This is a genomic window from Pseudoalteromonas sp. 5Ae-yellow, assembly GCF_014077565.1.
Lineage (GTDB): Bacteria > Pseudomonadota > Gammaproteobacteria > Enterobacterales > Alteromonadaceae > Pseudoalteromonas.
The window spans coordinates 18,890-41,263 of sequence record NZ_JACGWD010000017.1; the positions used below are offsets into that span (position 1 = coordinate 18,890).

A 22,374-nucleotide genomic window follows, 5' to 3' on the forward strand; every position below is an offset into this window, starting at 1 on the left:
TTTAGAGTGTCGTCGCTGGTTAGCCAAACAACTTTCTCCTAACTACTTTTCTGTAGCCACTGGGTGTTTGGCTTAATACTTTTTTAAACACGCGGGTTAAATGCCCTTGGTCGTTATATCCAACTTCTAAAGCCACTTCTTGAATTGATAAATTTGATGATGCTAATAACTCTTTCGCACCTTCTACGCGTAATTGTTGCCAATACTCAATAGGGCTTTGGTTCGTTGCGGCTCTAAAGCGGCGGGTAAAAGTACGGTAGCTCAAGCTAAATTGGGCAGCGACTTCTTGCAGGTTTAACTCGGTGGCTAAATTGGTTTTTAGCCAAAACTGAATTTGCGCAATTAGCTCGTCGGGATGACGGTCAACTGCACCTTCTAAGTAGCGTTGATCTTCATAGGGTTTACGTATTTCGTGCGAAAAGTTTCGCTCTACATGTTGAGCGGCGGCTTTTCCATAGTACTGACTAATAATATGTACGATCACATCTGCAAGGGCATTAAGGCTTGCTACGGTGTACATGCGTTCTGATTGGGTTATAAAAAAGTCGGGTTTTAAACGCACTAACGGGTAGTCGTGGCTAAATTGATTGGCGTAGTGCCAATGGGTTGTAGCAGGGTGCCCATCAAGTAAGCCAGCCTCAGCTACTAAGCAGTTGCCAGTGCCTACACCAATTATATGGCTGCCTGCGCTAAAGCTCTCGCTTAGCCAATCAACTACGCCTTGATTTGTACGCACTACAGGGCGCGGGTTTCGCCAAATTCCGGGCACTATAATTAAATCACTGTAGGGGGCGTTAGTTGTTATGCAATCAGGAATTATCGCAAGGCCTGCGCGAGTGGGTATAAATTCAGCATTTTTAGCCACTAAATTTATAGCAAGCGGTCTAAAGCTTTGCTTATCAAGATGGCCTTTAGCAAAGGCCTCGCCGGCTCTTAACATCTCAATAGGCAGCGTTAAACTGGTAACTAATAAATGCGGATATACCGCTATAGCAATGTTTAGTGGTGGATTAGTGTTTTTTTCAGTCATATAAATGCTCCGACCAGTATATTTTGGCCTTTTGTGCTGAATATTTGGCTATTAAAGCACAATGCATAGTGCATAATCCATTTAAACTGCCTGTTCTTCTAATAACACGTTTTTAAAGGTAAATTATGACAGCATTACCCGTTATAGTAGGCATGGGTGGCATTAACGCCGCTGGCCGTACTTCTTTTCATCAAGGTTATCGCCGTATCGTGTTAGATAGTTTAAATGCTCAAGATCGCAGTGAAACATTCTTAGGCCTCGCCACACTGATGAATCTAGTAAGCGTTGTAAACGGCCAATTACAAGATACACAAGGTAATAATGTTGAGCAAAGCGACATAGAAGCACGCTTTGGTGAGCAAATTATTGCTGGTACGCTTATTCGTAAAATTGAAAAAGAACACTTTGATGCAGATGCCACACCGTGGCAGCAAAAAATGACACTAAACGCATCAAGCGATAACGCAATTGTGTTTGAAACGCGTGCTCGCGACTTACCTACACCTGTTCCAGCTAGCTGGCAAGTTGAAGAACTTGAAGGCAAAAAAGTAAAAGTAACTATTGCAGCCGACTTAGATGTTAAGCATGACTCAACACGTGATAATCCAATTAAATCTGCAGGGCAATTCCCGACTGGGTTTGATCCATCTGTTATGTATAACAGCCGCTATCAGCCTCGTGGTTTGCAAGCTACTATTTTTGCAGCTACCGATGCTATTAAATCAACAGGGCTTGATTGGCAGCATATTATGAATAGCGTAGAGCCAGATAAAATTGGTACCTATTCAGCATCAGTAATTGGCCAAATGGACGACAAAGGCTTAGGCGGTTTAGTAAAGGCGCGCCAACAAGGCGACCGTGTTAGCACTAAGCAGTTAGCACTGGGTTTAAATACAATGTCGACCGACTTTATTAACGCGTATGTTACGGGCAATGTAGGGACTACGTTTTCGACTTCGGGCGCCTGTGCTACGTTTTTATACAACTTACGTGCAGCGGTTAACGACATACAGGCAGGGCGTACACGTGTTGCGGTTGTCGCAAGTGTTGAATGTGCTATTACACCAGAAGTGATTGAAGGCTTTGGTAACATGAGCGCACTTGCAAATGTTGAAGGTTTGCGCCGTTTAGATAACTTATCAAGTGATGAAGAACCAGATTATCGCAAAAGTAGCCGCCCATTTGGCGACAACTGCGGCTTTACATTAGGTGAAGGCGCACAAGTTGCTATTTTAATGGACGATGCCTTAGCCCTTGAACTAGGCGCTGACATTATGGGCTGCGTACCGGATGTATTTGTAAATGCAGATGGCATAAAAAAATCAATCACGTCACCTGGTCCTGGTAACTATATTACCATGGCTAAATCGGCTGCTTTAGCAACGAGCCTTTTAGGCAAAGAAGCTTTGCAAGAACGTAGCTTTATTTTAGCGCATGGCTCAAGTACACCACTAAACCGCGTAACAGAGTCGCTGATATATCACAAAGTGGCACAAACGTTCGCTATTGATAATTGGAAAGTGACAGCGCCAAAAGCCTATGTTGGTCATACTATAGCTCCTGCAAGTGGCGACCAATTAGCGATAGCTTTAGGTGTATTTAGCCATAATATTATGCCGGGTATTACCACAATTGATAAAGTGGCTGATGATGTTTACACCGATCATCTTGATATTCGTAATAGCCATTACGAATGCGCTGATATGGATATTGCTTTTATAAATTCAAAAGGCTTTGGCGGTAATAATGCAACAGCTACCGTACTTTCACCAAAAGTAACAATGCAAATGCTCGCTAAGCGCCATGGCGATGAAGTTATGAGTAGTTACGCGCAGAAAAACATGGCAATTAAAGCCGCGCAACAAATGTATCAAGCTCAAGCTGATTTAGGCCAATATGAGCTTATTTACCGCTTTGGCGACGGACTTATTGACGACAACGACATTGTAATAGACGAGCAAAGTATTCAGTTACCGGGCTTTAAAAAAGCAATTACGTTTAGCACAACAAATTCCTATCAAGATATGTTTTAAGCACACATACTTGTTAGCAAGGCGCTTTTTAAGCGCCTTTTTTAATGCCTATTGAATAAGTCACTCCGTTTATAAATTACTTAAACTTTTTTACATACCTAAGCGTTATAAAGTTAATAATGACAAGTAAAATTGCTATTTCGTAGCGGCTGTACGCTACGGCTATACCAATTAAACCCATATTCCAAATACTTGCTGCGGTTGCTGTGCCGGAGGTTGATTTGTTATTTTTCAAAATTGCGCCACCGCCAATAAAACCAATACCAGTAATGATGCCTTGCAACATTTTTGATTGAGCTTCTGCGCCATCTAAAACCGACATAGCAATTAATGCATACCCACACGATGCAACAGCAACAAGAGGAAAGGTACGAAGGCCTGCGCCATCATTACTACGCTCTCTGTCGTAAGCCATGGGTAGTGCAAGTAGGTATGCAATACCTAAGTGTATTAAGTTATCGATGATTTCATTCCACTGTAAATCAATTTCCATTACTGAGCCTGTGCTGGTTAACTTTGTTAATAATAAGCAAACAGCAAGCCATGGAATAAATGACTATTAATCAATGAGTTATTTTTAATGCCTGTATTTAACAAGAACTATTGAGGAAACTTTTACATGTTTTTATTACTATTTTACGCGATAGTTAATTTGATCTGAGTTTTAAAGCCCCGTATTCTTTTATCCAGACTAAAAGACACCTATGTGAATCTCTTGCCTTTAAATAAAACATTAAGCACACCCACTAAGCTTGAAAAAACAGCCTTACTATTTTGCGTTGGGTTATCTGTTATTGCTTTTTTATTTCCTGAATTACTCACAGAGCACTTACAACCCGCTATTAATAAAATTTTAGGTTATTTAGGGTCGCCATTTTTTATATTGGTAAACTTGTTACTTTTTTCTGTGATAGCTATTGCTATAAGCCCATTAGGGCAACGAAAAATAGGAGGAGCGCTAGCACTTGTTGAGTTTAGTACCTTGGTTGGCTTTCTATGTTGTTTGCAGCAGGGATGGGCTCAGGACTTATATTTTGGGGAGTAGCAGAGCCTGCACTACACACGGTTAACTCGCCTTTAAAGCAAAGCTTGTATCCCAACCACCAAACAAGTGGTTTGGCGCTTACCTTAGTTAATTGGGGCGCGCATGCATGGGCGCTCTATGCAGTATTTGGCTTGGTATTAGGTGGGCTTACTCGCAATAGTGGTAAAGCGGGCGATATTAGTGCTCCTGTGATCAGTGCAACTAAAGGCGTTATTAATCGGGCTTGGCAGTTACAGCTGAGCTTTAGCATTAAATTAATTGCCATACTTGCAATATTTTTTGGTGTCGTGGGCACAATTGCTAATTCAACTTTATTACTGCGTAAAGGGCTCGAGCTTGAGCTAGGGGTTGAATCGGCTTTATTTTCGGGGGTTATTATAATTTTTTTAATTGCGCTGCTTTATACCATTTCTGCAAAGTTGGGGCTTAAAAAAGGAATTCAAACTCTTAGTAAATTTAATGTGTTTTTAGCATTTGCACTTATAGCATGGCTATTAATTTTTGTGCCTATAAAGCCAATTATAGACATAGCTGTAGGCGGTACATGGGATTACATTCAGCTCATAACCACAGGTACATGGCAGTTTGAAAGCGTACTTAATGACCCCGCATGGGCAACAGGTTGGACATACAATTACTATTTTTGGTGGTTAGCTTGGGGCCCGTTTGTTGGTGTGTTTTTGGCAAAAATTAGCCAAGGACGGCCGGTTTGGCAATACATTTTAGGTGTCGTATTTGTACCAACCTTTGTGACTATTATATGGTTTAGTGTGTTTTCGGGCTCTGCAATTGCGTGGGATCAAACTCACAATGCAGGCATTTTAGAGGCTATTAAAGCCGATTATACGCAAGGGCTGTTTGTATTTTTCGAGCAATTAGGCTGGCAAGGCGGTCTATTAATTTGGTCAAGTTTATTGCTTCTACTCATTTTTGTAGCCACATCAGCAGACTCAGCTATTTTGGTTATTCGCCAATTAAGTGGTGCAAGTGAAGCTCAAACATGGAGCTTGTATGTTTGGTCGTTTGCACTAGGTTTATGCGCTTTTGTTTTGTTAGTACAAAACAATGAACCATTAAACAGAAGCGTTGCTATTATTGGAGCGCTTCCTTTTTTAATTATATTTATATTGCAATTAATTGGTTTTATTAAAGAGTTCATACGTGAATTTAAGCACTAAGGCTTACATTTATTTACAATGCTATTTTTAAAGTTGTATATAATTTAGGTAATTATATTGGTGGGGTTAATAATGCGTACTTTTTTGATTATTCTATTTTCAAATGTATTAATTGGTTGCGCTGCTGCGGGTATAATTTTAGATGGGGCAGCGCGCTCTCAACCTGGCCCAGTAAATGCGGGGCCTGTTGTAAAAGATAAAGAGGGCTTTAGCTTTACTAAACTCGGTGTTGAAGCCGATATGGCTATAGTTGAATTTATTAAAGGTAAGGGCAATAACAATACGGTACAAGTATGCAGGCAAGTGAGTAAAGTATTGAAAGAGTGTGTAGAGTTAGAAAAGTCATCCCTACACATTAATGAGCCTATGCAGTTAAAAACTGATGATGAAATAATAAGTGTTGGTCAATAAAGCTGCTTATAAAAAAGTAGCTATGATCGTAGCCTGCTTGCATTTCAAGTGTAAGTGGGTAGCCTTTTTTATCAGCAATAGCGACTAAGTTTTCTGGCTTAAGTTGCTCTTGTAAAAAGCCATCAGCATCACCTTGACTCACTAACATAGGTAAGTAATGAGCTTGCTCTGCGTTTTTCATCAACTCGCAGCTATCATATTGTGCCCAAAGCGCCTTATCATTTCCTAAATAGCCAGAAAATGCTTTTACACCCCAAGGGCATTCAATCGGATTTACAATAGGGCTAAAAGCCGAGGCACTTACAAACGAAGTCGGGTTTTTAAGTGCAACCATTAATGCACCGTGCCCGCCCATAGAGTGACCACTAATTGCTTTTGTGCTTGTAATCGGAAAATGTTGTTCAATAAGTGCTGGTAATTCACTAACAACATAATCGTACATATTAAAATGAGTGTTGTAAGGAGCTTGCGTGGCATTTACGTAAAAGCCCGCGCCTTGTGCAAAGTCATAGCTGTCTTCATTGGGTACGTTTTCGCCGCGTGGGCTGGTGTCAGGCGCTACAATAGCAATACCCAGCTCTGCTGCTTTTTTAAATGCACCGGCTTTTTGCATAAAATTTTCGTCGGTACAGGTTAAACCTGATAGCCAATAAAGTACCGGTACTTTGTTTGTTTCACTTGCACCTGGTGGTAAAAACACCGCAAAGCGCATAGTGCAATGTGTACTTGTTGCAGGGTGAGTATATTGCTTATGCCAACCACCAGCTACTTTTGTACTTGAGATATTCTCTAACATAATAATCCTTAAAAGCCGCAAACCTTTAGGTTTTACGGCTTTTTATTAAGTCGTTTACTAAGTGCTTATTAGTAATGAATTACTGTACGAATACTTTTACCTTCGTGCATTAAATCAAACGCTTCGTTAATTTGTTCAAGGCTCATTGTATGAGTAATAAAGTCGTTTAACGCAAATTCACCCGCCATGTAGCGCTCAACTATTTCAGGTAGTTGCGAGCGACCTTTAACGCCACCAAATGCACTACCACGCCATACACGCCCAGTTACCAGTTGGAACGGACGGGTTGATATTTCTTGGCCTGCACCGGCTACACCAATAATTACCGACTCACCCCAACCTTTATGACAACACTCAAGCGCAGAGCGCATTACATCAACATTACCAATACATTCAAACGAGTAGTCAACGCCACCGTCAGTCATTTCAACAATCACTTCTTGAACAGGCTTGTCGAAATCTTTTGGATTAATTAAATCAGTTGCACCAAGTTTTGTCGCTAAATCGAATTTAGTGGTGTTAATATCAACACCAATAATACGTCCAGCGCCTGCCATTTTTGCACCAATAATGGCAGATAAACCAATACCACCAAGGCCAAAAATTGCTACTGTGTCGCCAGGTTTTACGTTTGCAGTGTTTGTTACTGCGCCCATACCTGTTGTTACACCACAGCCTAGTAAACAAATCTCTTCTAAAGAGGCTTCTTTATTTACTTTAGCGAGTGAAATTTCTGGAAGCACTGTGTACTCAGAAAACGTTGAGCAACCCATGTAGTGGTATATTGGTTGGCCGTCTTTAAAAAAGCGTGTTGTGCCGTCTGGCATAAGGCCTTTACCTTGAGTTTCGCGCACAGCAGAACATAGGTTAGTTTTACCAGAAGTACACATTTTACAAACGCCACATTCAGCAGTGTATAGAGGAATAACATGATCCCCAACTTCAACACTGGTTACGCCTTCGCCAATTGCGTATACAACGCCTGCGCCTTCATGGCCTAAAATAGCAGGGAAAATACCTTCAGGATCATCACCTGATAAAGTAAATGCATCGGTATGACATACACCAGTAGCGGTAATTTTTACCATTACTTCGCCTTTTTTAGGCATCATCACATCAACTTCTTCAACGCTAAGTGGTTGATTAGGACCCCAAGCAATAGCTGCTTTTGATTTAATAAATTCTGACATGTGTTTATCCTTTGTAGTGGTTAGATAATAATTGTAGACCCAATTTGCTTGGGTAATGTAGCTATTGTATTTGTTTCTCAAACAATGATAATCTCAATTTTATTAAAACACTTTTACAGCATGGTAATAATGACGCGTTGGAATGGAATAGATGAGTTTATAGCTGTAGGGGAGGAGGGCAGCTTTACTGCGGCTGCAAAAACGCTTGGACTTTCGGTTGCGCATATTAGCCGCCATGTTACAGCGCTTGAGCAACGTTTAAATACCCAGCTTTTAACCCGTACAACCCGTAAAGTGGTTTTAACCAAAGAAGGCGAAGTGTACTTACATCAAATAAAGCACTTACAACACGCTATGGACGAGGCAACTCAAGGTCTTGCTCAGCAACAAAGTACACCAAAGGGTAAAATTAAGCTCACAGCCCCTGTTATGTATGGGGAAACGTTCATTATGCCCATAGTGCATAATTTTATGAAGGATCATCCCGAGGTAGAAGTTGTTGCCACACTAAGTAACGAGCAAGAAAACTTATTAGAGGGCGGATTTGATTTAGCCATAAGGCTAGGGCACTTAAAAGATTCGAGCTTAAAAGCGCGTAGGTTAAGTGCGCGGCGTTTTATTATGTGCGCTGCACCGCAGTATTTAACGCGATTTGGTGAGCCGCATACTTTAGGCGAGCTAAACAGCCATGAATGTTTAATTGGGAATAGTAGCTACTGGCGCGTAAACGAAAATGGGCGCGATAAACACATTAAAATAGCAGGGCGGCTACAGTGTAATAGTGGTTGGGCGCTGGTGGATGGCGCAAAAAAGGGGCTCGGTATTGTACAACTCCCAGACTACTACATTGAAAACGAAATTAACTCAGGGCAATTGGTGCCTATTTTAACACCCTATCAACCACAGCAAGAAGGGGTATGGGGCGTATATCCACCAAGGCAGTTTGTGGCCACTAATGTACGGGTATTGCTCGATTATTTAGTTAAAGGGCTGAAAACTTAACCGCGAATTAATGGTTAAACATGTATTGCTGTAAATATAGCCAAGTATCAGATTTATAAATTATTTCTTACATTTTACGCCATACCCAAAGGCACTTTTTTCGTGCTACTATTGCTCAATACTTTTACGATAAGTGTTAAAAATAATATGTTTCAACCGGTTAGCTTATTTATAGGGCTTAGATATAGTCGCTCCTCTAAAGGAAATGCGTTTATATCGTTTATTTCGTTTTTTTCTATTGCCGGTATCGCTATTGGTTTAATGGCATTATTTACGGTAAGCAGTGTAATGAACGGGTTTGAAAATAGCCTCAAAACCAATATGCTTGGACTTATTCCGCATGTTGAAGTTAGCGCAGATAAACACACTGCCACCCAAATGAACACCCTAAAAACCGACCTCGAACAATCTCCTTATGTTGATCATGTAAGCTTATATCGCCACGGCGAAGCTATTTTGCAAACAAATAAAGACTTGCACGGCGTTTTACTACAAGGCCTTTATAACGATAGTGGTTCTTTGTATAAAATTACCGATAAAATAGTGCAATGCGATTGGAAAACTGTATTAAACAAAAATTACAACATTGCTATAAGCCGTTATTTGAGTCGTAAATTAGGCGTTAGCGTGGGTGATAAGCTTCGCGTTATTATGCCTAATGCTTCAACGTATACACCTCTTGGGCGAGTACCCAGCCAGCGTTTATTTAAAGTTGCCGCAATATATGAAACCGGATCTGAGATAGATATGGCACTTGCGTTTACGAGTGGCGCTTCACTACAGCGGGTGTTAAAGCTGGATAAAAACACCGCACCAAATTTAAGTGTTTCATTGCACGAACCTTTCGAACTAGATGAATTTATTGAAGCAAGCCAACGTATTTTGAAAGATCACAATTACAGTGATTGGCGCAGTACCCAAGGTACTCTATTTGCAGCCGTTGCTATGGAAAAACGCATTATGTCTATGTTGCTTGCCCTCATTGTATTGGTCGCTGTGTTTAATATTGTATCAGCACTGACCATGATGGTAAGCGAAAAACAAGGTGAGGTAGCCATACTACAAACGTTAGGTTTAACACCTTCGCAAGTGCAAAAAGTGTTTATGGTGCAAGGCTTATATAACGGCGTAATTGGTACCGCAATAGGCGCATTTTTAGGTGTAATATTTAGTTTATATATAAATGAGCTACTTGCATTAGTGGGCTTAAACTTATTGGCGGGTATAGAGCTTCCGGTAAAATTTGATATTTTGAGTTTAGTAATAATAGCGTTTGCCAGTATTGCTATGAGCTTTTTAGCTACCTTATATCCTGCGCGTAAAGCCGCAAAAGTAAAACCAGCAGAGGTATTACGTTATGAATGATTTAGTAATTAGTTGTGAAAATTTAAGTAAAGTTTATCAAGATGGCAGCAACCAAGTTGAAGTATTAAAAGGTGTTGATTTAGCGCTGCAGCAAGGTGAGATGCTCGCTATTGTAGGGAGCTCTGGCTCTGGTAAAAGTACGCTTTTACACATACTTGGCACATTAGATACTGCAAGCTCAGGTAGCGCTAAAATTAAAAACCAAGAAGTTGCAAAACTTTCGCGAACAGAGCAAGCCGCATTTAGAAACAAAAATTTGGGCTTTATCTATCAATTTCATCACTTATTAATGGAGTTTAGCGCAGTTGAAAACGTGGCTATGCCATTATTAATTAAAGGCTTGAGTGCAAAAGAAGCCAAAGCTCAAGCGCTCGATATGCTCGAAAAAGTAGGCCTTGCACATCGCAGCTCGCATAAACCGTCTGCGCTTTCTGGTGGAGAGCGCCAACGCGTGGCAATTGCCCGTGCATTGGTTACAAAACCTGCGCTTGTGCTTGCTGATGAACCAACCGGTAATTTAGATAAACAAAATGCGATTAAAATTTACGATTTAATTAATGAGCTTAACCAAAGCTTAAACACCAGTTTTGTGGTAGTTACACACGATTTAGAACTTGCCGATAAGCTAGGCAAAATAGCTTATTTAGACGATGGAAAACTAGCTATTAAAGAGTCGCAGCATGTTGCTTAGTGCATTTTTAAGTAAACGTTTTAGAGCCTATTCAGGCCACAAAGATGAAAAAAACGGCTTTGTTAGTTTTATCGCTAAAGCGTCGACTATTGGTATTTTATTAGGTGTCGCAGTTTTAATTGTGGCGCTGTCGGTAATTAATGGTTTTGAGCAGCAACTAGTACATAGATTGCTAAGTGTTGTGCCGCAGGTTGAATATGTAGCACCAAGTAGACCCATTGCAAATTGGCCGCAAAAGGTAGAGGATTTACAAACACAACCGCATGTAACAGGGGCTGCGCCATTTATTGCCGTTAACGGAATGGCGCAATATAAAAGCCAGCTAAAAGCGATAGAAATTCGAGGTGTTGAGCCATCGCTCGAGAGTAATGTATCGGCGGTAAATCAGTTTACTAGTGGTAAGTTAGTGAGCCAGTTAGGCCTTGACGATGTAATTTTAGGTAAGCAAATAGTAAAACAGTTAGATGCAAAAGTAGGCGACAACATTACGTTACTTATTCCGCAAATAGGCCAAAAAGGTCAGTCATTATTAGCGCCTAAACGCGTAACACTTAACCTTGCAGGTGTTATAGAAATGGGCGGCCCCATTGATAGTACCGCTGCGTTTATACATCTTAATAAAGCGCAGCAAACATTGGGTTACGATGAAACTCAAGTAACAGGGCTGCGGTTAAGTGTTGATGATGTGTTTTCGGCGCACCAAATAGCGCTAAAAGTGGGCCAAACTATTGACGACTACGTGTATGTTTCCAGTTGGTTTAGAACCCAAGGCAGCCTTTATCAAGATATTCAAATGGTACGTACCATTGTTTATATTGTGGTGTTTTTAATTATAGCGGTAGCCAGTTTTAATATTGTGTCCTCCTTGGTAATGGAAGTACGCGAAAAACAAGGCAATATCGCAATTTTAAAAACCATGGGCGCGAAAGACAGTACTATTTTAGCCACCTTTGTAATGCAAGGCTTAATGCAAGCATTTGTAGGCGTGGCACTAGGAACACTAATTGGTGTGGTATTAGCGCTTAATATAAGTGAGCTTTTTACGTGGATAAGCCAATTATTTGGAGCCAATCCACTTGAGGGCGTTTATTTTATAGAGTTTTTACCAAGTAAATTAGTACTTGAAGACATTGGTATTACAGTGATTGTTACGTTTGTGCTTGCGATACTTGCCACTATTTATCCTGCATGGCAAGCAACGCGCGTAGATCCTGCCAAGGTGCTTGGTAACTAGGTATAAGAAGCTCAGATAAAAATTAATAGGGTGGTATTAGTAAACCTGTTAAACTAGGTGCTTATTTAAAATTAAGCAATAACTGCTTGGTTGCTATACCTCACTTTGGGATTTACTTTGACTAATAACGATATTTTACGCCGCATTCGCTACACCTTTAACTTAACTGATACTGCTATGGTCAATGTTTTTGCATCAGCAGAGCATACGGTCACCAAAGAGCAAGTAATTGCATGGTTAACTAAAGAAGGTGAAGAGGCTTTTACCCCAATAAGTGATACTGAGTTTGCTAGCTTTTTAAATGGGTTTATTAATACCCAACGTGGCAAACGCGAAGGTGAGCAACCAGAGCCTGAGAAGAAGCTAAATAATAATATTATTTTCATGAAGCTACGTATTGCTTTAAACATGAAAGCAGAAGATGTTATAGCAACACTTGCACTTGTTTATTTTGATTTAAGTAAACATGAGTTAAGCGCATTTTCTCGAAAAATAGATAACAAACATTATCGTATTTGTAACGATCAAATATTACGCCTGTTTTTAACCGGCGTACAAAAGCAGCACCGTCCAGAAGAGTCTGCTGAGTAACTGGTTTTAGCTAATTAGCTTTTAGTTAATGGGTTTTTTGCGAGCGCAATGCAGTATAAAACCCATTAATTGTTATATTTTTAAACAAACCCACACCTAACCTAATACTTCTAAAATTCCCTTTTGAAAATATAGAAACTCACTTGGCACTGTTCCGTTTTTAAATCTGTGAATTTAAATTCATCTTTAATAAATAAAAATCAAACTTCCAATCAAAAATAATTCACGTAGCTCGCGTTAAATATCTCAATTTTTCATGCTAAGGTAATAGTTAATTATATTAAATTAAGACCTTAAAGCATGAATCATAAACTTGATCACGTTTACTTTAACATCTGATAAATACTTTTATTATTAACACGGAAGAATAATTATGAATTATATCCATAGCACAATCGCACAATTAAAAACTAGTAGTCCTGCACAATGCGAGTTTTATCAAGCTGTTGAAGAAGTACTTGAATCACTCGAACCTATCTTGGAAAACTCAGAAAAATACAAAAAAAATGCCATTATACAACGCTTAGTTGAGCCCGAACGCCAAATTATGTTTAGAGTTCCTTGGGTTGATGACGAAGGCAATATTCAGGTAAATAAAGGCTACAGAATTGAGTTTAACTCTGCACTTGGCCCCTATAAAGGTGGCTTACGTTTTCACCCAAGTGTGAATGCCAGCATAATTAAATTTTTAGGGTTTGAGCAAATATTTAAAAATGCTTTAACAGGTTTACCGATCGGTGGTGGTAAAGGCGGGGCAAACTTTGATCCAAAAGGGCGCTCAGATGCTGAAATAATGCGTTTTTGCCAATCATTTATGAGCGAGCTCTATCGCCATATTGGCCCTACAACCGACGTACCCGCTGGAGACATTGGAGTAGGGGCAAGAGAAATAGGTTACTTGTTTGGTCAATATAAGCGTTTGACTGGGCGCTATGAAGGTGTTTTAACAGGTAAAAGCTTATTGTGGGGGGGATCGCTTGTACGAAAAGAAGCCACGGGATACGGCGCTGTTTATTTTGCTGACTATATGCTGCAAGCGCGTGGCGATAGCCTACAAGGTAAGCGCTGCTTGGTCTCGGGCGCAGGTAATGTTGCTATTTATGCCATGGAAAAGCTTTATCAAATGAGGGCAACACCAGTAAGTTGCAGCGACTCTCGTGGCACTGTGTATCATGAGTCGGGTATAGATTTAAATCTTATTAAATGTTTGAAAGAGCAATCGCGTGATTGCTTGAGCGTATATAAACAAACTCACCCCGATGCTATTTATATTCCTGTAAATGACTACCCTAAAGATGGGCATGCTGTTTGGCGCTTTAATGCCGACGCTGCTTTTCCGTGCGCCACACAAAATGAATTAACACAGGCGGATGCAAGCGCTTTATTATCCGGCGGTTGTTTATTAGTAAGTGAAGGCGCAAACATGCCTTCAACAAAAGAGGCTATTGATTGCTTTATTGCTGCAAAAATTGCGTATGGGCCAGGTAAGGCCGCCAATGCTGGCGGCGTTGCAACAAGCCAATTAGAAATGGCGCAAAATGCGAGTATGCAAAGTTGGACCTTTGAAGAAGTTGATGAAAAGCTAAAACAAATTATGAAAAATATATTTGTTACCGCTAACGACACCGCTACAGAATTTGGTGAGCCTGGAAACCTTTTATTAGGCGCTAACATTGCAGGCTTTAGGCGCGTTGCAGATGCAATGATTGAGCAGGGTGTCGTTTAATATTAAAGCTGAACAATAAGGCTTTAATATAATGTGATTTTAAAACTAGCCATAAAATTGAGTATATTATGGTTAGTTTTAAATATTAACGCCATTAGTGAACTATAACCCTATAAAGCTGGGCTATAACAGCGTAGGATCAAGTTACTTTCGAATGAAAATTAGGTTTGCACTTTAGGTGCATTAAGACAAAAAATTATGCAACTAACTGCAAAACCATCACTTCCTAATGCGTTACTTATTTCTATTAGTACACCACAATTTAAAGGTGACGAAGCAACAGAATCGCTTGCAGAGCTTGCTCGTTTGGTAACTACGTTAGGCTTTAAAGTAGTAGGTACGCAATCGCAAAAGCAAAGTTCTACCCAAAAAGTTAATGTACTGGGCTCAGGAAAACTAGCTGAAATAGCACACCTTACCGGCAATAAAGGGGTGGTTGAAAACGAGCAAGAAGATGATTTACTTGATGAAGACCCTTTAACCGAAATATCCTCAGAAATTCCATCAGACGAACTTGATTTTGCATGTGCCGATGTAGTGGTATTTGACTGCGATTTAACGCCTTCTCAACTGCGTAATGTTGAGAACCAGCTGGGTGTAGAAGTATTTGATCGCACCGGTATTATCATTGAAATATTTAGCCGTCATGCGCGTACTAAAACAGCAAAATTACAAGTTGAAATTGCTCGCCTTAATTATGTCGCGCCACGGCTTCGTGAAACATCAACAGGTGATAAAGAACGCCAAATGGGTAAAGGTGCGGGTGAAACCACACTTGAGCTTAATCGCCGTAAGGTGCGCGATCAATTAGCAGAATTAAAGCGTGAGCTTGTTAGTGTTCAAGATGTAATGATGGACAGACGTACGCAGCGCTCTGAGCTATTTTCAGTGGCTTTAATTGGTTACACCAATGCGGGCAAGTCATCAATGATGCGCGCAATTACAGGTAGTGATGTAGAAGGCGAAAATAAACTCTTTGCAACGCTAGATACCACTGTTCGCGCACTGTACCCGATTACGCAGCCACGTATATTGGTTTCAGATACGGTTGGTTTTATTAAAAAATTACCTCATGATTTGGTGGCTTCATTTCATTCAACGCTCGCTGAGGCACATGATGCGTCGTTATTGCTGTATGTTGTAGATGCTTCAGATCCTTCTTTTCGCTCACAACTTGAAGTAGTACATAAAGTACTGGCAGAAGTTGGGGTGGAAGGCAGCAAAAAATTATTAGTACTGAATAAGTCAGACCAATTAAGTACTGAGCAGCAGCAGTCGCTAATGGATGAATTTCCTGATGCGATGATGACCTCTACGCGTAATCCAGATGATATTAGTAAATTGCACAAATACATTATTGGCATTGCTCAAGAGGACATGATTGAAGAAGAGATTGTTATCCCGTACACAGCTAAAGGTATTGTGGGCGAAATCCGATCGAGTATGAGTGTTGTTAAAGAAGAATATGAATACAGCCACATTAAATTAACAGTGCGCTCGAGTGCGATTGATTTAGAACGTTTAAAAAAGAGAATGTTAGATTTATAATAAATTTAGTATACAAAAAGCACAGCCAATTGGCTGTGCTTTTTAATCGTTACTTGAGGTAGATTTATTATTCAGAGTTCAGATTTTTTGTAGAGAAAAATTAGGAGAAGGCTTTGTCGCTTAGCTCTTCTTGCATTTGCTCACGCATTTTAAATTTTTGCAGTTTACCTGTTACTGTCATTGGATAGTTTTCTACAAAACGGATATGTCGTGGCATTTTAAAATAGGCTAGTTTGTCTTTTAAAAACTCACGAATTGCTTGCTCATCAAGCACAGCGTCTTCTTTTGGTTGGATCCAAGCGCACACTTCCTCGCCATACCTTTCATCTGTTATACCAAATATGGCAGCATCTTGAATGCCCGGGTAGGTGTAAAGCACTTCTTCTATTTCGCGCGGGTAAATGTTTTCGCCGCCACGAATAATCATATCTTTAATGCGGCCAACAATAGTGACAAACCCTTCTGTATCCATGACACCTAAATCGCCAGAGTGTAGCCAACCGTTGTCATCTATTGTGGCTTTTGTTTTAGCATCGTCATTCCAATAGCAGCGCATTATGCCTGCACTTTTACTACACACTTCGCCAGGTTGACCAATTTTTTGAATGTTACCCAGTTCGTCAATTATTTTAACCTCAGTATGGGCAAGTGCGCGGCCAACCGTCGTTACTTGCCGCTCTATTGAAGAGTCTGTTTCGGTAATGTTGTTTATGGTGCTGCACTCCGTTTGCCCGTAAGCAATCAGTACTTGATGCATGTTCATTTGTGTTTGTACTTTGCGCATTACTTGCTCTGGGCATGTAGAGCCTGCCATTACACCCGTGCGTAAAGTACTTAAGTCATAATCGTTAAAATTACTTAGCTCAAGCTCACTAATAAACATAGTAGGTACACCGTGCAGCGCTGTACATCCTTCTTGTTGAACTACATCTAGTGTGGTTTTTGCATCGAATGAATCGCCTGGGTAAATGGCTGCTGCATCTTTACTAACACACAATAAGCTACCCAATACCATTGCAAAGCAATGATATAATGGGATAGGGATACATAACTTGTCATCGCTCGTAAAGTGCATAGATTCGGCGACGAATAGCGCATTATTTAAAATGTTTTTATGCGTGAGCGTTGCGCCTTTTGGGTTGCCTGTTGTGCCTGATGTAAATTGTATATTGATGTCTTGCTCAGCATTTAAGTTTGCACCTATTGCTTTTAATTCAAGCTCATGTGCCGATGTTGGCAAGTTAATAACATCATTAAAAGAGTACATACCAGGAGATGCTTCATCGCCAATGCGGATTATATTTTTAAGAGTGGGCAGTGCTTTTAAATTGAGTGTGCCTTTATCGCAAGTTGCAAGTTCTGGAGCCAAACCATTGAGCATTTCTAAATAATCACTGCCTTTAAAGTTTGATGCTGTGATTAGAGTAGAGCATTCAACACTATTTAAGGCATATTGTAATTCGTTAGGGCGATATGCAGGGTTGATACAAACCATTATTGCGCCAATTTTTGCCGTTGCAAATTGGGTTAAGCACCACTCAATATTATTAGGAGACCAAATACCAACACGCTCGCCTGGTTTCACGCCAAGTGCCAGCAACCCCATAGCAAGTTGATTAACTTCTTTTTGAAATTCTTTATACGTTAAGCGAATACCCTGGTGATGAACTACAACAGCTAACGCCTCTGGATTTTTGTCGACAATAAAGTCAAAGCACTCCCCGATAGTCGAATTTGTTAAAGGTGTGCTTTGTATACCTTTAAAATAGCTTTGGGGTAACGGCAAGTGATTTATTTGTTCTACTTCTTTTACCGGGGTAGTGTGTGTGTGCATTGCTCTCTCCATGAAAATGTGTGTGAGTTATGTAAACTACAAAGTTAAAATAAACACATATTGTCGACAAAGAGAAGTGCAGTTAGACTAATGTATTATTAGATTAATAAAAGCTAATAATACTTTTTAGACACAAAAAAACGCGTCTTACAATGTAAGTACGCGTTTTTAAACGAGCAATAAATTTACATTTCGTCGCTGCGGTATGTTTTTTTCATTATGTAAACGTAAGCGTTTACAAATGCATTTTCTTGATACTTTTTAAGACCTGTTTCTTCAAAATCAATAGGAATAGGATTACGCTTTACCTGTTCTTTAATTTCAGTTGTGGTAAATAAACGTACGTCTAAATTGTCGATTAATTGAATCGCAGTTTCCATTTTGAATCCTTTTGCGCTGCCAGCAAATTTACCTTTAGGCTGACGCTCACGGATTGCAACAGAATCAATTTGGTAATCTTGCATTAGTTTTGCAAAATCGAATTGAAATTTACGCATTACTTCAGTGTCGTTACCGTTACCTAAGGTAAAGCGTGTTTGGCGCACATCGCGAATATCAAATACGTCATTATCTTTACTTAAAATACAAAGTAGTACATCACTACCGGTAATTTCTACACCACATGTTCTCATGTCTATTCTCTAAAATAACTTAATTACGCAGTATTATACGCAACACACATTAAAATGCGAGTGTGGGTATAGTTGTAGGTGCGTAATTAGTGCGTTGATGATTTTATATTTTAATGAAATGATTTTTTTTGCTCTAAAAGTTACATTTTGTGCTCAAAACGGGTGGATTTCACCCCTTAAAACTTGTAATTAAATGCGCAGCACGCGACAATATATCTTTGTAGTTGTACAGACTCTGCATCTACATTTATTAGTCAATGCTTATTCGTAAAAGCGTTGTCGAGTCATTCTCATTTAATTTATTAAAAATACACGTGATACATTGTAGGTGTCACCACTGTAGCAAGGATTTATAATGCCAGTTATTACTCTTCCAGACGGAAGTCAACGTAGTTTTGAAAACCCTGTAAGCACGCTTGATGTTGCAAACGATATTGGCCCAGGTTTAGCTAAAGCGACCATTGCGGGTCGTGTTAATGGCGACCGTGTTGATGCATGTGATAAAATTTGTGAAGACTCTCGTCTTGAGATCATTACCGCTAAAGACGATGACGGCCTTGAAATCATTCGTCACTCTTGTGCTCACTTAATTGGTCATGCAGTTAAGCAACTTTTCCCAGACGCGAAAATGGCAATTGGTCCTACCATTGATAACGGTTTTTACTACGATATCGATATGGAACATTCATTATCACAAGATGATCTTGAAGCAATTGAAAAGCGTATGTTGCAACTTGCAAAAACCAACTACGACGTAGTGAAAAAAACAGTAAGCTGGCAAGAAGCACGCGATACATTTGAAGCGCGTGGCGAAACATACAAAATAGAAATTCTGGACGAAAACATCGCTAAAGATGACCGCCCAGGATTATATCATCACGAAGAATATGTAGACATGTGTCGTGGACCTCACGTTCCTAGCATGAAATTTTGCCAAAACTTCAAAATAATGAAAGTGGCGGGTGCATATTGGCGTGGTGATTCAGAAAACAAAATGCTACAACGCATTTACGGCACCGCGTGGGGCGATAAAAAGCAACTTAAAGCGTATTTAAAGCGCCTTGAAGAAGCTGAAAAACGCGATCACCGTCGTATTGGTAAAGCGCTTGATTTATGGCATTGGCAAGAAGAAGCACCAGGCATGGTATTTTGGCACAACGATGGTTGGAGCATTTACCGCGAGCTTGAAGAATTTGTACGTGAAAAATTACGCGAATATGAGTACGAAGAAGTAAAAGGTCCAATGATGATGGACCGTTCACTTTGGGAAAAATCAGGTCACTGGGAAAAATATTCAGAAGCAATGTTTACCACTGAGTCTGAAAAACGTGAATATGCAATTAAACCGATGAACTGCCCTGGTCACGTGCAAATCTTTAACCAAGGTTTAAAATCGTACCGTGATTTACCACTTCGTATGGCTGAATTTGGTTGTTGTCACCGTAATGAACCATCAGGTGCACTACACGGTTTAATGCGTGTACGTGGCTTTACACAAGATGATGCTCACATTTTCTGTACTGAAGAGCAGATCATGGACGAAGTGTCAGCGTGTATTAAGATGGTTTATGATACATATGAAACATTCGGATTTGAGAAGATTGTAGTTAAGCTATCTACTCGCCCAGAACAACGCATTGGTGAAGACCATATGTGGGATAAAGCAGAGCTTGCTTTAGCTGATGCACTTAAGCTAAACGATATTGAATTTGATTATCTTCCGGGCGAAGGCGCGTTTTACGGTCCGAAGATTGAATTTACTTTGTACGATTGTTTAGACAGAGCGTGGCAGTGTGGTACAGTGCAATTAGACTTTGCATTACCGGGGCGTTTAGGCGCTACTTATGTAGCAGAAAATAACGAACGTCGTACACCTGTAATGATACATCGTGCTATTTTAGGTTCTATTGAACGCTTTATTGGCATTTTAACTGAAGAGTACGCTGGTTTATTCCCGACGTGGCTTGCGCCAAAGCAAGTGGTAATTATGAATATTACCGATAAACAGGCTCCTTATGTTAAAGAAGTTGTACAAAAATTAAATAAACTTGGAATTAGAGCCGCTGCTGACTTGAGAAATGAGAAGATTGGCTTTAAAATCCGTGAGCATACACTGAAGCGTATTCCATACTTGCTTGTTATTGGCGATAAAGAAGTTGAACAACAAGAAGTAGCAGTGCGTACTCGCACAGGTGAAGACCTTGGCAAATTTAATGTTGATGATTTTGTAGCTAAAATTAGTGAAGAAATTAAAAATCGACAGTAAAAATCGAGCGTGTAAGGCATTAACAAACAGCCATTTACACGCTTATATTATTGATATTCTTGGAGGAACGTACTATTAGAGGCGGCAAGAAAGGGCAACAAACAGCTCAAAAAAATCGTATTAACGAAGAAATTACAGCGCAAGAAGTTCGTTTAATTGACATTGAAGGCGAACAAGCTGGAATTCAGTCATTACAAGACGCGCAAACTATGGCCGATGCAGCGGGTGTTGATCTTGTTGAGATCAGTCCAAACGCTGAGCCGCCTGTTTGTAGAATCATGGACTACGGTAAGTTCATCTTTGAAAAAAGCAAAGAACTAAAAGAGCAGAAGAAGAAGCAAAAGCAAATCCAGATAAAAGAAATCAAATTCCGTCCTGGTACGGATGAAGGTGATTATCAGGTTAAGCTTCGCAACTTACGTAAGTTCTTAGAAGCTGGTGATAAAGCTAAGATTACTATCCGCTTCCGTGGTCGTGAAATGGCTCACCAAGAAATTGGTATAGAATTATTAAACCGTATCAAAGCCGATTTAGAAGAGCTTGCAGTAGTTGAGTCTTTCCCAAATCGTGTTGAAGGCCGCCAAATGGTTATGATGATGGCGCCTGTTGCTAAAAAATAATTTTTAAGCGATAATACGCACCGAAATTAGCTCAGGTCTGCAAGCAATATGCGAATATTCACCTGAGTTAACCGGTTTTAAAGTAAGATTGCGGCATTTATGCTGGGTCTTCACCGGAACATGGCAGTAAGTTAGGCCTAAAAGTGGAGCTATAGAAATATATCTCACGCCTGCTTACTAATTTAAAAGCAATACAATTTGGAGTTATTGCAATGGCTTATAAGCTAAAAAGTCACAGTGGCGCTGCTAAGCGTTTCAAAAAGACTGCTTCTGGCGGTTTCAAGCGTAAACAAGCGCATCTTCGTCATATTCTGACTAAGAAAACTTCTAAGCGTAAGTTACACCTACGTCCTAAGATGATGGTTCATAAAAATGACCATGGTCTAGTTTCACGTATGTTACCGTTCGCTTAATAGGGGTTTTTAGAAATGGCAAGAGTTAAACGCGGCGTTGTCGCACGTGCACGTCACAAAAAAGTTTTAAAACAAGCAAAAGGTTACTACGGAGCTCGTTCACGTGTTTACCGCGTAGCTTTCCAGGCTGTTACTAAAGCGGGTCAATACGCTTACCGTGACCGTCGTGCGAAGAAACGTACTTTCCGTCAATTATGGATTGCACGTATCAATGCTGCTTCACGTCAAAATGGTCTGTCTTACAGCCGTTTTATCAATGGTCTTAAAAAGACATCTGTAGAAATCGATCGTAAGATCCTTGCAGATATCGCTGTTTATGACCAAGTTGCATTCGCAGCGCTTGTAGAAAAAGCAAAAGAAGGCCTAGCCGCTTAAGCTTTTTCATATAAGTATTAAAAAGGAGCCTATGGCTCCTTTTTTTGTGCCTGTAATTTAATAACTTACACTTTTTATAGCTGAGCTAAATTAGTTTTCTCAAATTAATACCCATCTGCTTATATGAGCTCTATTTATCGATAAAAAGATACGTTAGAGCAGGGCGAAATTCACTATTTAGTTGTTCTTGGCAATTGCTCCATCATTGCTCACTCTCCTGGATCCATGCAGACGTATATCAGACATTTTTACGCTGTTAGCGTCAGATGTAATCCGTTAAATTGATTAAGTATTTTTACGAGTTGGTATAAATAGTTATGTAATGAATTACTGTACATTAATAATGTTATATAGCCTTAAAAGACAGGTGTGAATGAGTGACATGTAGTTGGCT

General features: G+C 39.9%; 19 protein-coding genes and 1 pseudogene. 14 read left to right on the forward strand and 6 right to left on the reverse strand.

Features of this window, described 5'->3' with window-relative positions; all coding sequences use genetic code 11:
• Positions 1-19: 19 nt before the first annotated feature.
• A complete protein-coding gene (locus tag H4J63_RS06815; RefSeq protein WP_101217300.1) occupies positions 20-1,030 on the reverse strand; it encodes a GlxA family transcriptional regulator in 1,011 nt (336 codons plus the stop codon).
• Between the two features lie 125 nt (positions 1,031-1,155).
• Between H4J63_RS06815 and H4J63_RS06820 the strand changes: the two genes are divergently transcribed.
• Positions 1,156-3,063: a beta-ketoacyl synthase gene (locus H4J63_RS06820; protein WP_182195531.1), complete on the forward strand. Its 1,908-nt coding sequence runs from the start codon at positions 1,156-1,158 to the stop codon at positions 3,061-3,063.
• 76 nt (positions 3,064-3,139) lie between these two features.
• On the opposite strand, the gene H4J63_RS06825 is transcribed toward H4J63_RS06820, so the two are convergent.
• Entirely contained in the window at positions 3,140-3,556 is a 417-nt protein-coding gene (locus H4J63_RS06825) for an MgtC/SapB family protein (protein ID WP_182195533.1), read from the reverse strand.
• Between the two features lie 213 nt (positions 3,557-3,769).
• On the opposite strand from H4J63_RS06825, the pseudogene H4J63_RS06835 reads away from it, so the two are divergent.
• Together H4J63_RS06835 and H4J63_RS06840 are read left to right on the forward strand one after the other, a co-directional pair.
• Positions 3,770-5,286: pseudogene (locus H4J63_RS06835) on the forward strand (BCCT family transporter).
• 72 nt (positions 5,287-5,358) lie between these two features.
• Positions 5,359-5,697, forward strand: coding sequence for a hypothetical protein (locus tag H4J63_RS06840; protein WP_154903207.1), 339 nt, complete (start codon positions 5,359-5,361; stop codon positions 5,695-5,697).
• On the opposite strand, the gene fghA is transcribed toward H4J63_RS06840, so the two are convergent.
• Both fghA and H4J63_RS06850 read right to left on the reverse strand, forming a co-directional pair.
• Complete coding sequence (gene fghA, locus H4J63_RS06845; RefSeq protein WP_182195539.1) at positions 5,651-6,493, reverse strand: S-formylglutathione hydrolase; 843 nt, start codon at positions 6,491-6,493, stop codon at positions 5,651-5,653. The genes H4J63_RS06840 and fghA overlap by 47 nt on opposite strands.
• A gap of 68 nt (positions 6,494-6,561) precedes the next feature.
• A complete protein-coding gene (locus H4J63_RS06850; RefSeq protein WP_165723406.1) occupies positions 6,562-7,683 on the reverse strand; it encodes an S-(hydroxymethyl)glutathione dehydrogenase/class III alcohol dehydrogenase in 1,122 nt (373 codons plus the stop codon).
• A gap of 129 nt (positions 7,684-7,812) precedes the next feature.
• Between H4J63_RS06850 and H4J63_RS06855 the strand changes: the two genes are divergently transcribed.
• The 7 genes from H4J63_RS06855 (at position 7,813) to hflX (ending at position 15,840) form a co-directional block, all read left to right on the forward strand.
• Positions 7,813-8,685 (forward strand): LysR family transcriptional regulator, encoded by an 873-nt coding sequence (locus tag H4J63_RS06855; RefSeq protein WP_182195541.1) that lies wholly within the window; start codon positions 7,813-7,815, stop codon positions 8,683-8,685.
• A 147-nt stretch (positions 8,686-8,832) separates the two neighbouring features.
• Positions 8,833-10,050, forward strand: coding sequence for a lipoprotein-releasing ABC transporter permease subunit (locus tag H4J63_RS06860; protein WP_182195544.1), 1,218 nt, complete (start codon positions 8,833-8,835; stop codon positions 10,048-10,050).
• Entirely contained in the window at positions 10,043-10,741 is a 699-nt protein-coding gene (gene lolD / locus H4J63_RS06865; protein WP_182195546.1) for a lipoprotein-releasing ABC transporter ATP-binding protein LolD, read from the forward strand. The genes H4J63_RS06860 and lolD overlap by 8 nt, the downstream gene beginning before the upstream one ends.
• Entirely contained in the window at positions 10,731-11,975 is a 1,245-nt protein-coding gene (locus H4J63_RS06870) for a lipoprotein-releasing ABC transporter permease subunit (protein WP_182195549.1), read from the forward strand. Before lolD ends, H4J63_RS06870 begins: the two co-directional genes overlap by 11 nt.
• 117 nt (positions 11,976-12,092) lie before the next feature.
• Positions 12,093-12,566: a DUF1456 family protein gene (locus H4J63_RS06875; protein ID WP_182195551.1), complete on the forward strand. Its 474-nt coding sequence runs from the start codon at positions 12,093-12,095 to the stop codon at positions 12,564-12,566.
• Positions 12,567-12,939: 373 nt separating this feature from the next.
• Positions 12,940-14,292: an NADP-specific glutamate dehydrogenase gene (gene gdhA, locus H4J63_RS06880; protein WP_182195554.1), complete on the forward strand. Its 1,353-nt coding sequence runs from the start codon at positions 12,940-12,942 to the stop codon at positions 14,290-14,292.
• A gap of 198 nt (positions 14,293-14,490) precedes the next feature.
• Positions 14,491-15,840 (forward strand): GTPase HflX, encoded by a 1,350-nt coding sequence (hflX, locus tag H4J63_RS06885; protein ID WP_182195557.1) that lies wholly within the window; start codon positions 14,491-14,493, stop codon positions 15,838-15,840.
• Positions 15,841-15,940: 100 nt separating this feature from the next.
• Here hflX and H4J63_RS06890 read toward each other — a convergent pair whose 3' ends face one another.
• A complete protein-coding gene (locus H4J63_RS06890) occupies positions 15,941-17,674 on the reverse strand; it encodes an AMP-binding protein (protein WP_182195560.1) in 1,734 nt (577 codons plus the stop codon).
• A gap of 185 nt (positions 17,675-17,859) precedes the next feature.
• Complete coding sequence (locus tag H4J63_RS06895) at positions 17,860-18,306, reverse strand: DUF3010 family protein (RefSeq protein ID WP_007582681.1); 447 nt, start codon at positions 18,304-18,306, stop codon at positions 17,860-17,862.
• Positions 18,307-18,661: 355 nt separating this feature from the next.
• Between H4J63_RS06895 and thrS the strand changes: the two genes are divergently transcribed.
• The 4 genes from thrS to rplT all read left to right on the forward strand — a co-directional run bounded on the left by thrS (position 18,662) and on the right by rplT (position 21,980).
• On the forward strand, positions 18,662-20,572 hold the full coding sequence (gene thrS, locus H4J63_RS06900; protein WP_182195563.1) for a threonine--tRNA ligase: 1,911 nt from the start codon (positions 18,662-18,664) through the stop codon (positions 20,570-20,572).
• A gap of 59 nt (positions 20,573-20,631) precedes the next feature.
• Positions 20,632-21,192, forward strand: a complete 561-nt coding sequence (infC, locus tag H4J63_RS06905) for a translation initiation factor IF-3 (RefSeq protein WP_002960714.1) — start codon at positions 20,632-20,634, stop codon at positions 21,190-21,192.
• 212 nt (positions 21,193-21,404) lie between these two features.
• Positions 21,405-21,605: a 50S ribosomal protein L35 gene (gene rpmI, locus H4J63_RS06910; RefSeq protein WP_002960713.1), complete on the forward strand. Its 201-nt coding sequence runs from the start codon at positions 21,405-21,407 to the stop codon at positions 21,603-21,605.
• A 15-nt stretch (positions 21,606-21,620) separates the two neighbouring features.
• Positions 21,621-21,980, forward strand: coding sequence for a 50S ribosomal protein L20 (gene rplT / locus H4J63_RS06915; RefSeq protein WP_002960711.1), 360 nt, complete (start codon positions 21,621-21,623; stop codon positions 21,978-21,980).
• Positions 21,981-22,374 lie beyond the last annotated feature (394 nt).

Bases quoted from the DNA above. Each gene is read 5' to 3' on its own strand.
- hflX (WP_182195557.1), top strand. From the start codon at position 14,491: ATGCAACTAACTGCAAAACCATCACTTCCTAATGCGTTACTTATTTCT.
- H4J63_RS06855 (WP_182195541.1), top strand. From the start codon at position 7,813: ATGACGCGTTGGAATGGAATAGATGAGTTTATAGCTGTAGGGGAGGAG.
- H4J63_RS06840 (WP_154903207.1), top strand. From the start codon at position 5,359: ATGCGTACTTTTTTGATTATTCTATTTTCAAATGTATTAATTGGTTGC.
- thrS (WP_182195563.1), top strand. From the start codon at position 18,662: ATGCCAGTTATTACTCTTCCAGACGGAAGTCAACGTAGTTTTGAAAAC.
- gdhA (WP_182195554.1), top strand. From the start codon at position 12,940: ATGAATTATATCCATAGCACAATCGCACAATTAAAAACTAGTAGTCCT.
- lolD (WP_182195546.1), top strand. From the start codon at position 10,043: ATGAATGATTTAGTAATTAGTTGTGAAAATTTAAGTAAAGTTTATCAA.
- H4J63_RS06815 (WP_101217300.1), bottom strand. From the start codon at position 1,030: ATGACTGAAAAAAACACTAATCCACCACTAAACATTGCTATAGCGGTA.
- H4J63_RS06820 (WP_182195531.1), top strand. From the start codon at position 1,156: ATGACAGCATTACCCGTTATAGTAGGCATGGGTGGCATTAACGCCGCT.
- rplT (WP_002960711.1), top strand. From the start codon at position 21,621: ATGGCAAGAGTTAAACGCGGCGTTGTCGCACGTGCACGTCACAAAAAA.
- H4J63_RS06870 (WP_182195549.1), top strand. From the start codon at position 10,731: ATGTTGCTTAGTGCATTTTTAAGTAAACGTTTTAGAGCCTATTCAGGC.
- rpmI (WP_002960713.1), top strand. From the start codon at position 21,405: ATGGCTTATAAGCTAAAAAGTCACAGTGGCGCTGCTAAGCGTTTCAAA.
- H4J63_RS06860 (WP_182195544.1), top strand. From the start codon at position 8,833: ATGTTTCAACCGGTTAGCTTATTTATAGGGCTTAGATATAGTCGCTCC.
- H4J63_RS06895 (WP_007582681.1), bottom strand. From the start codon at position 18,306: ATGAGAACATGTGGTGTAGAAATTACCGGTAGTGATGTACTACTTTGT.
- H4J63_RS06850 (WP_165723406.1), bottom strand. From the start codon at position 7,683: ATGTCAGAATTTATTAAATCAAAAGCAGCTATTGCTTGGGGTCCTAAT.
- fghA (WP_182195539.1), bottom strand. From the start codon at position 6,493: ATGTTAGAGAATATCTCAAGTACAAAAGTAGCTGGTGGTTGGCATAAG.
- H4J63_RS06890 (WP_182195560.1), bottom strand. From the start codon at position 17,674: ATGCACACACACACTACCCCGGTAAAAGAAGTAGAACAAATAAATCAC.
- H4J63_RS06825 (WP_182195533.1), bottom strand. From the start codon at position 3,556: ATGGAAATTGATTTACAGTGGAATGAAATCATCGATAACTTAATACAC.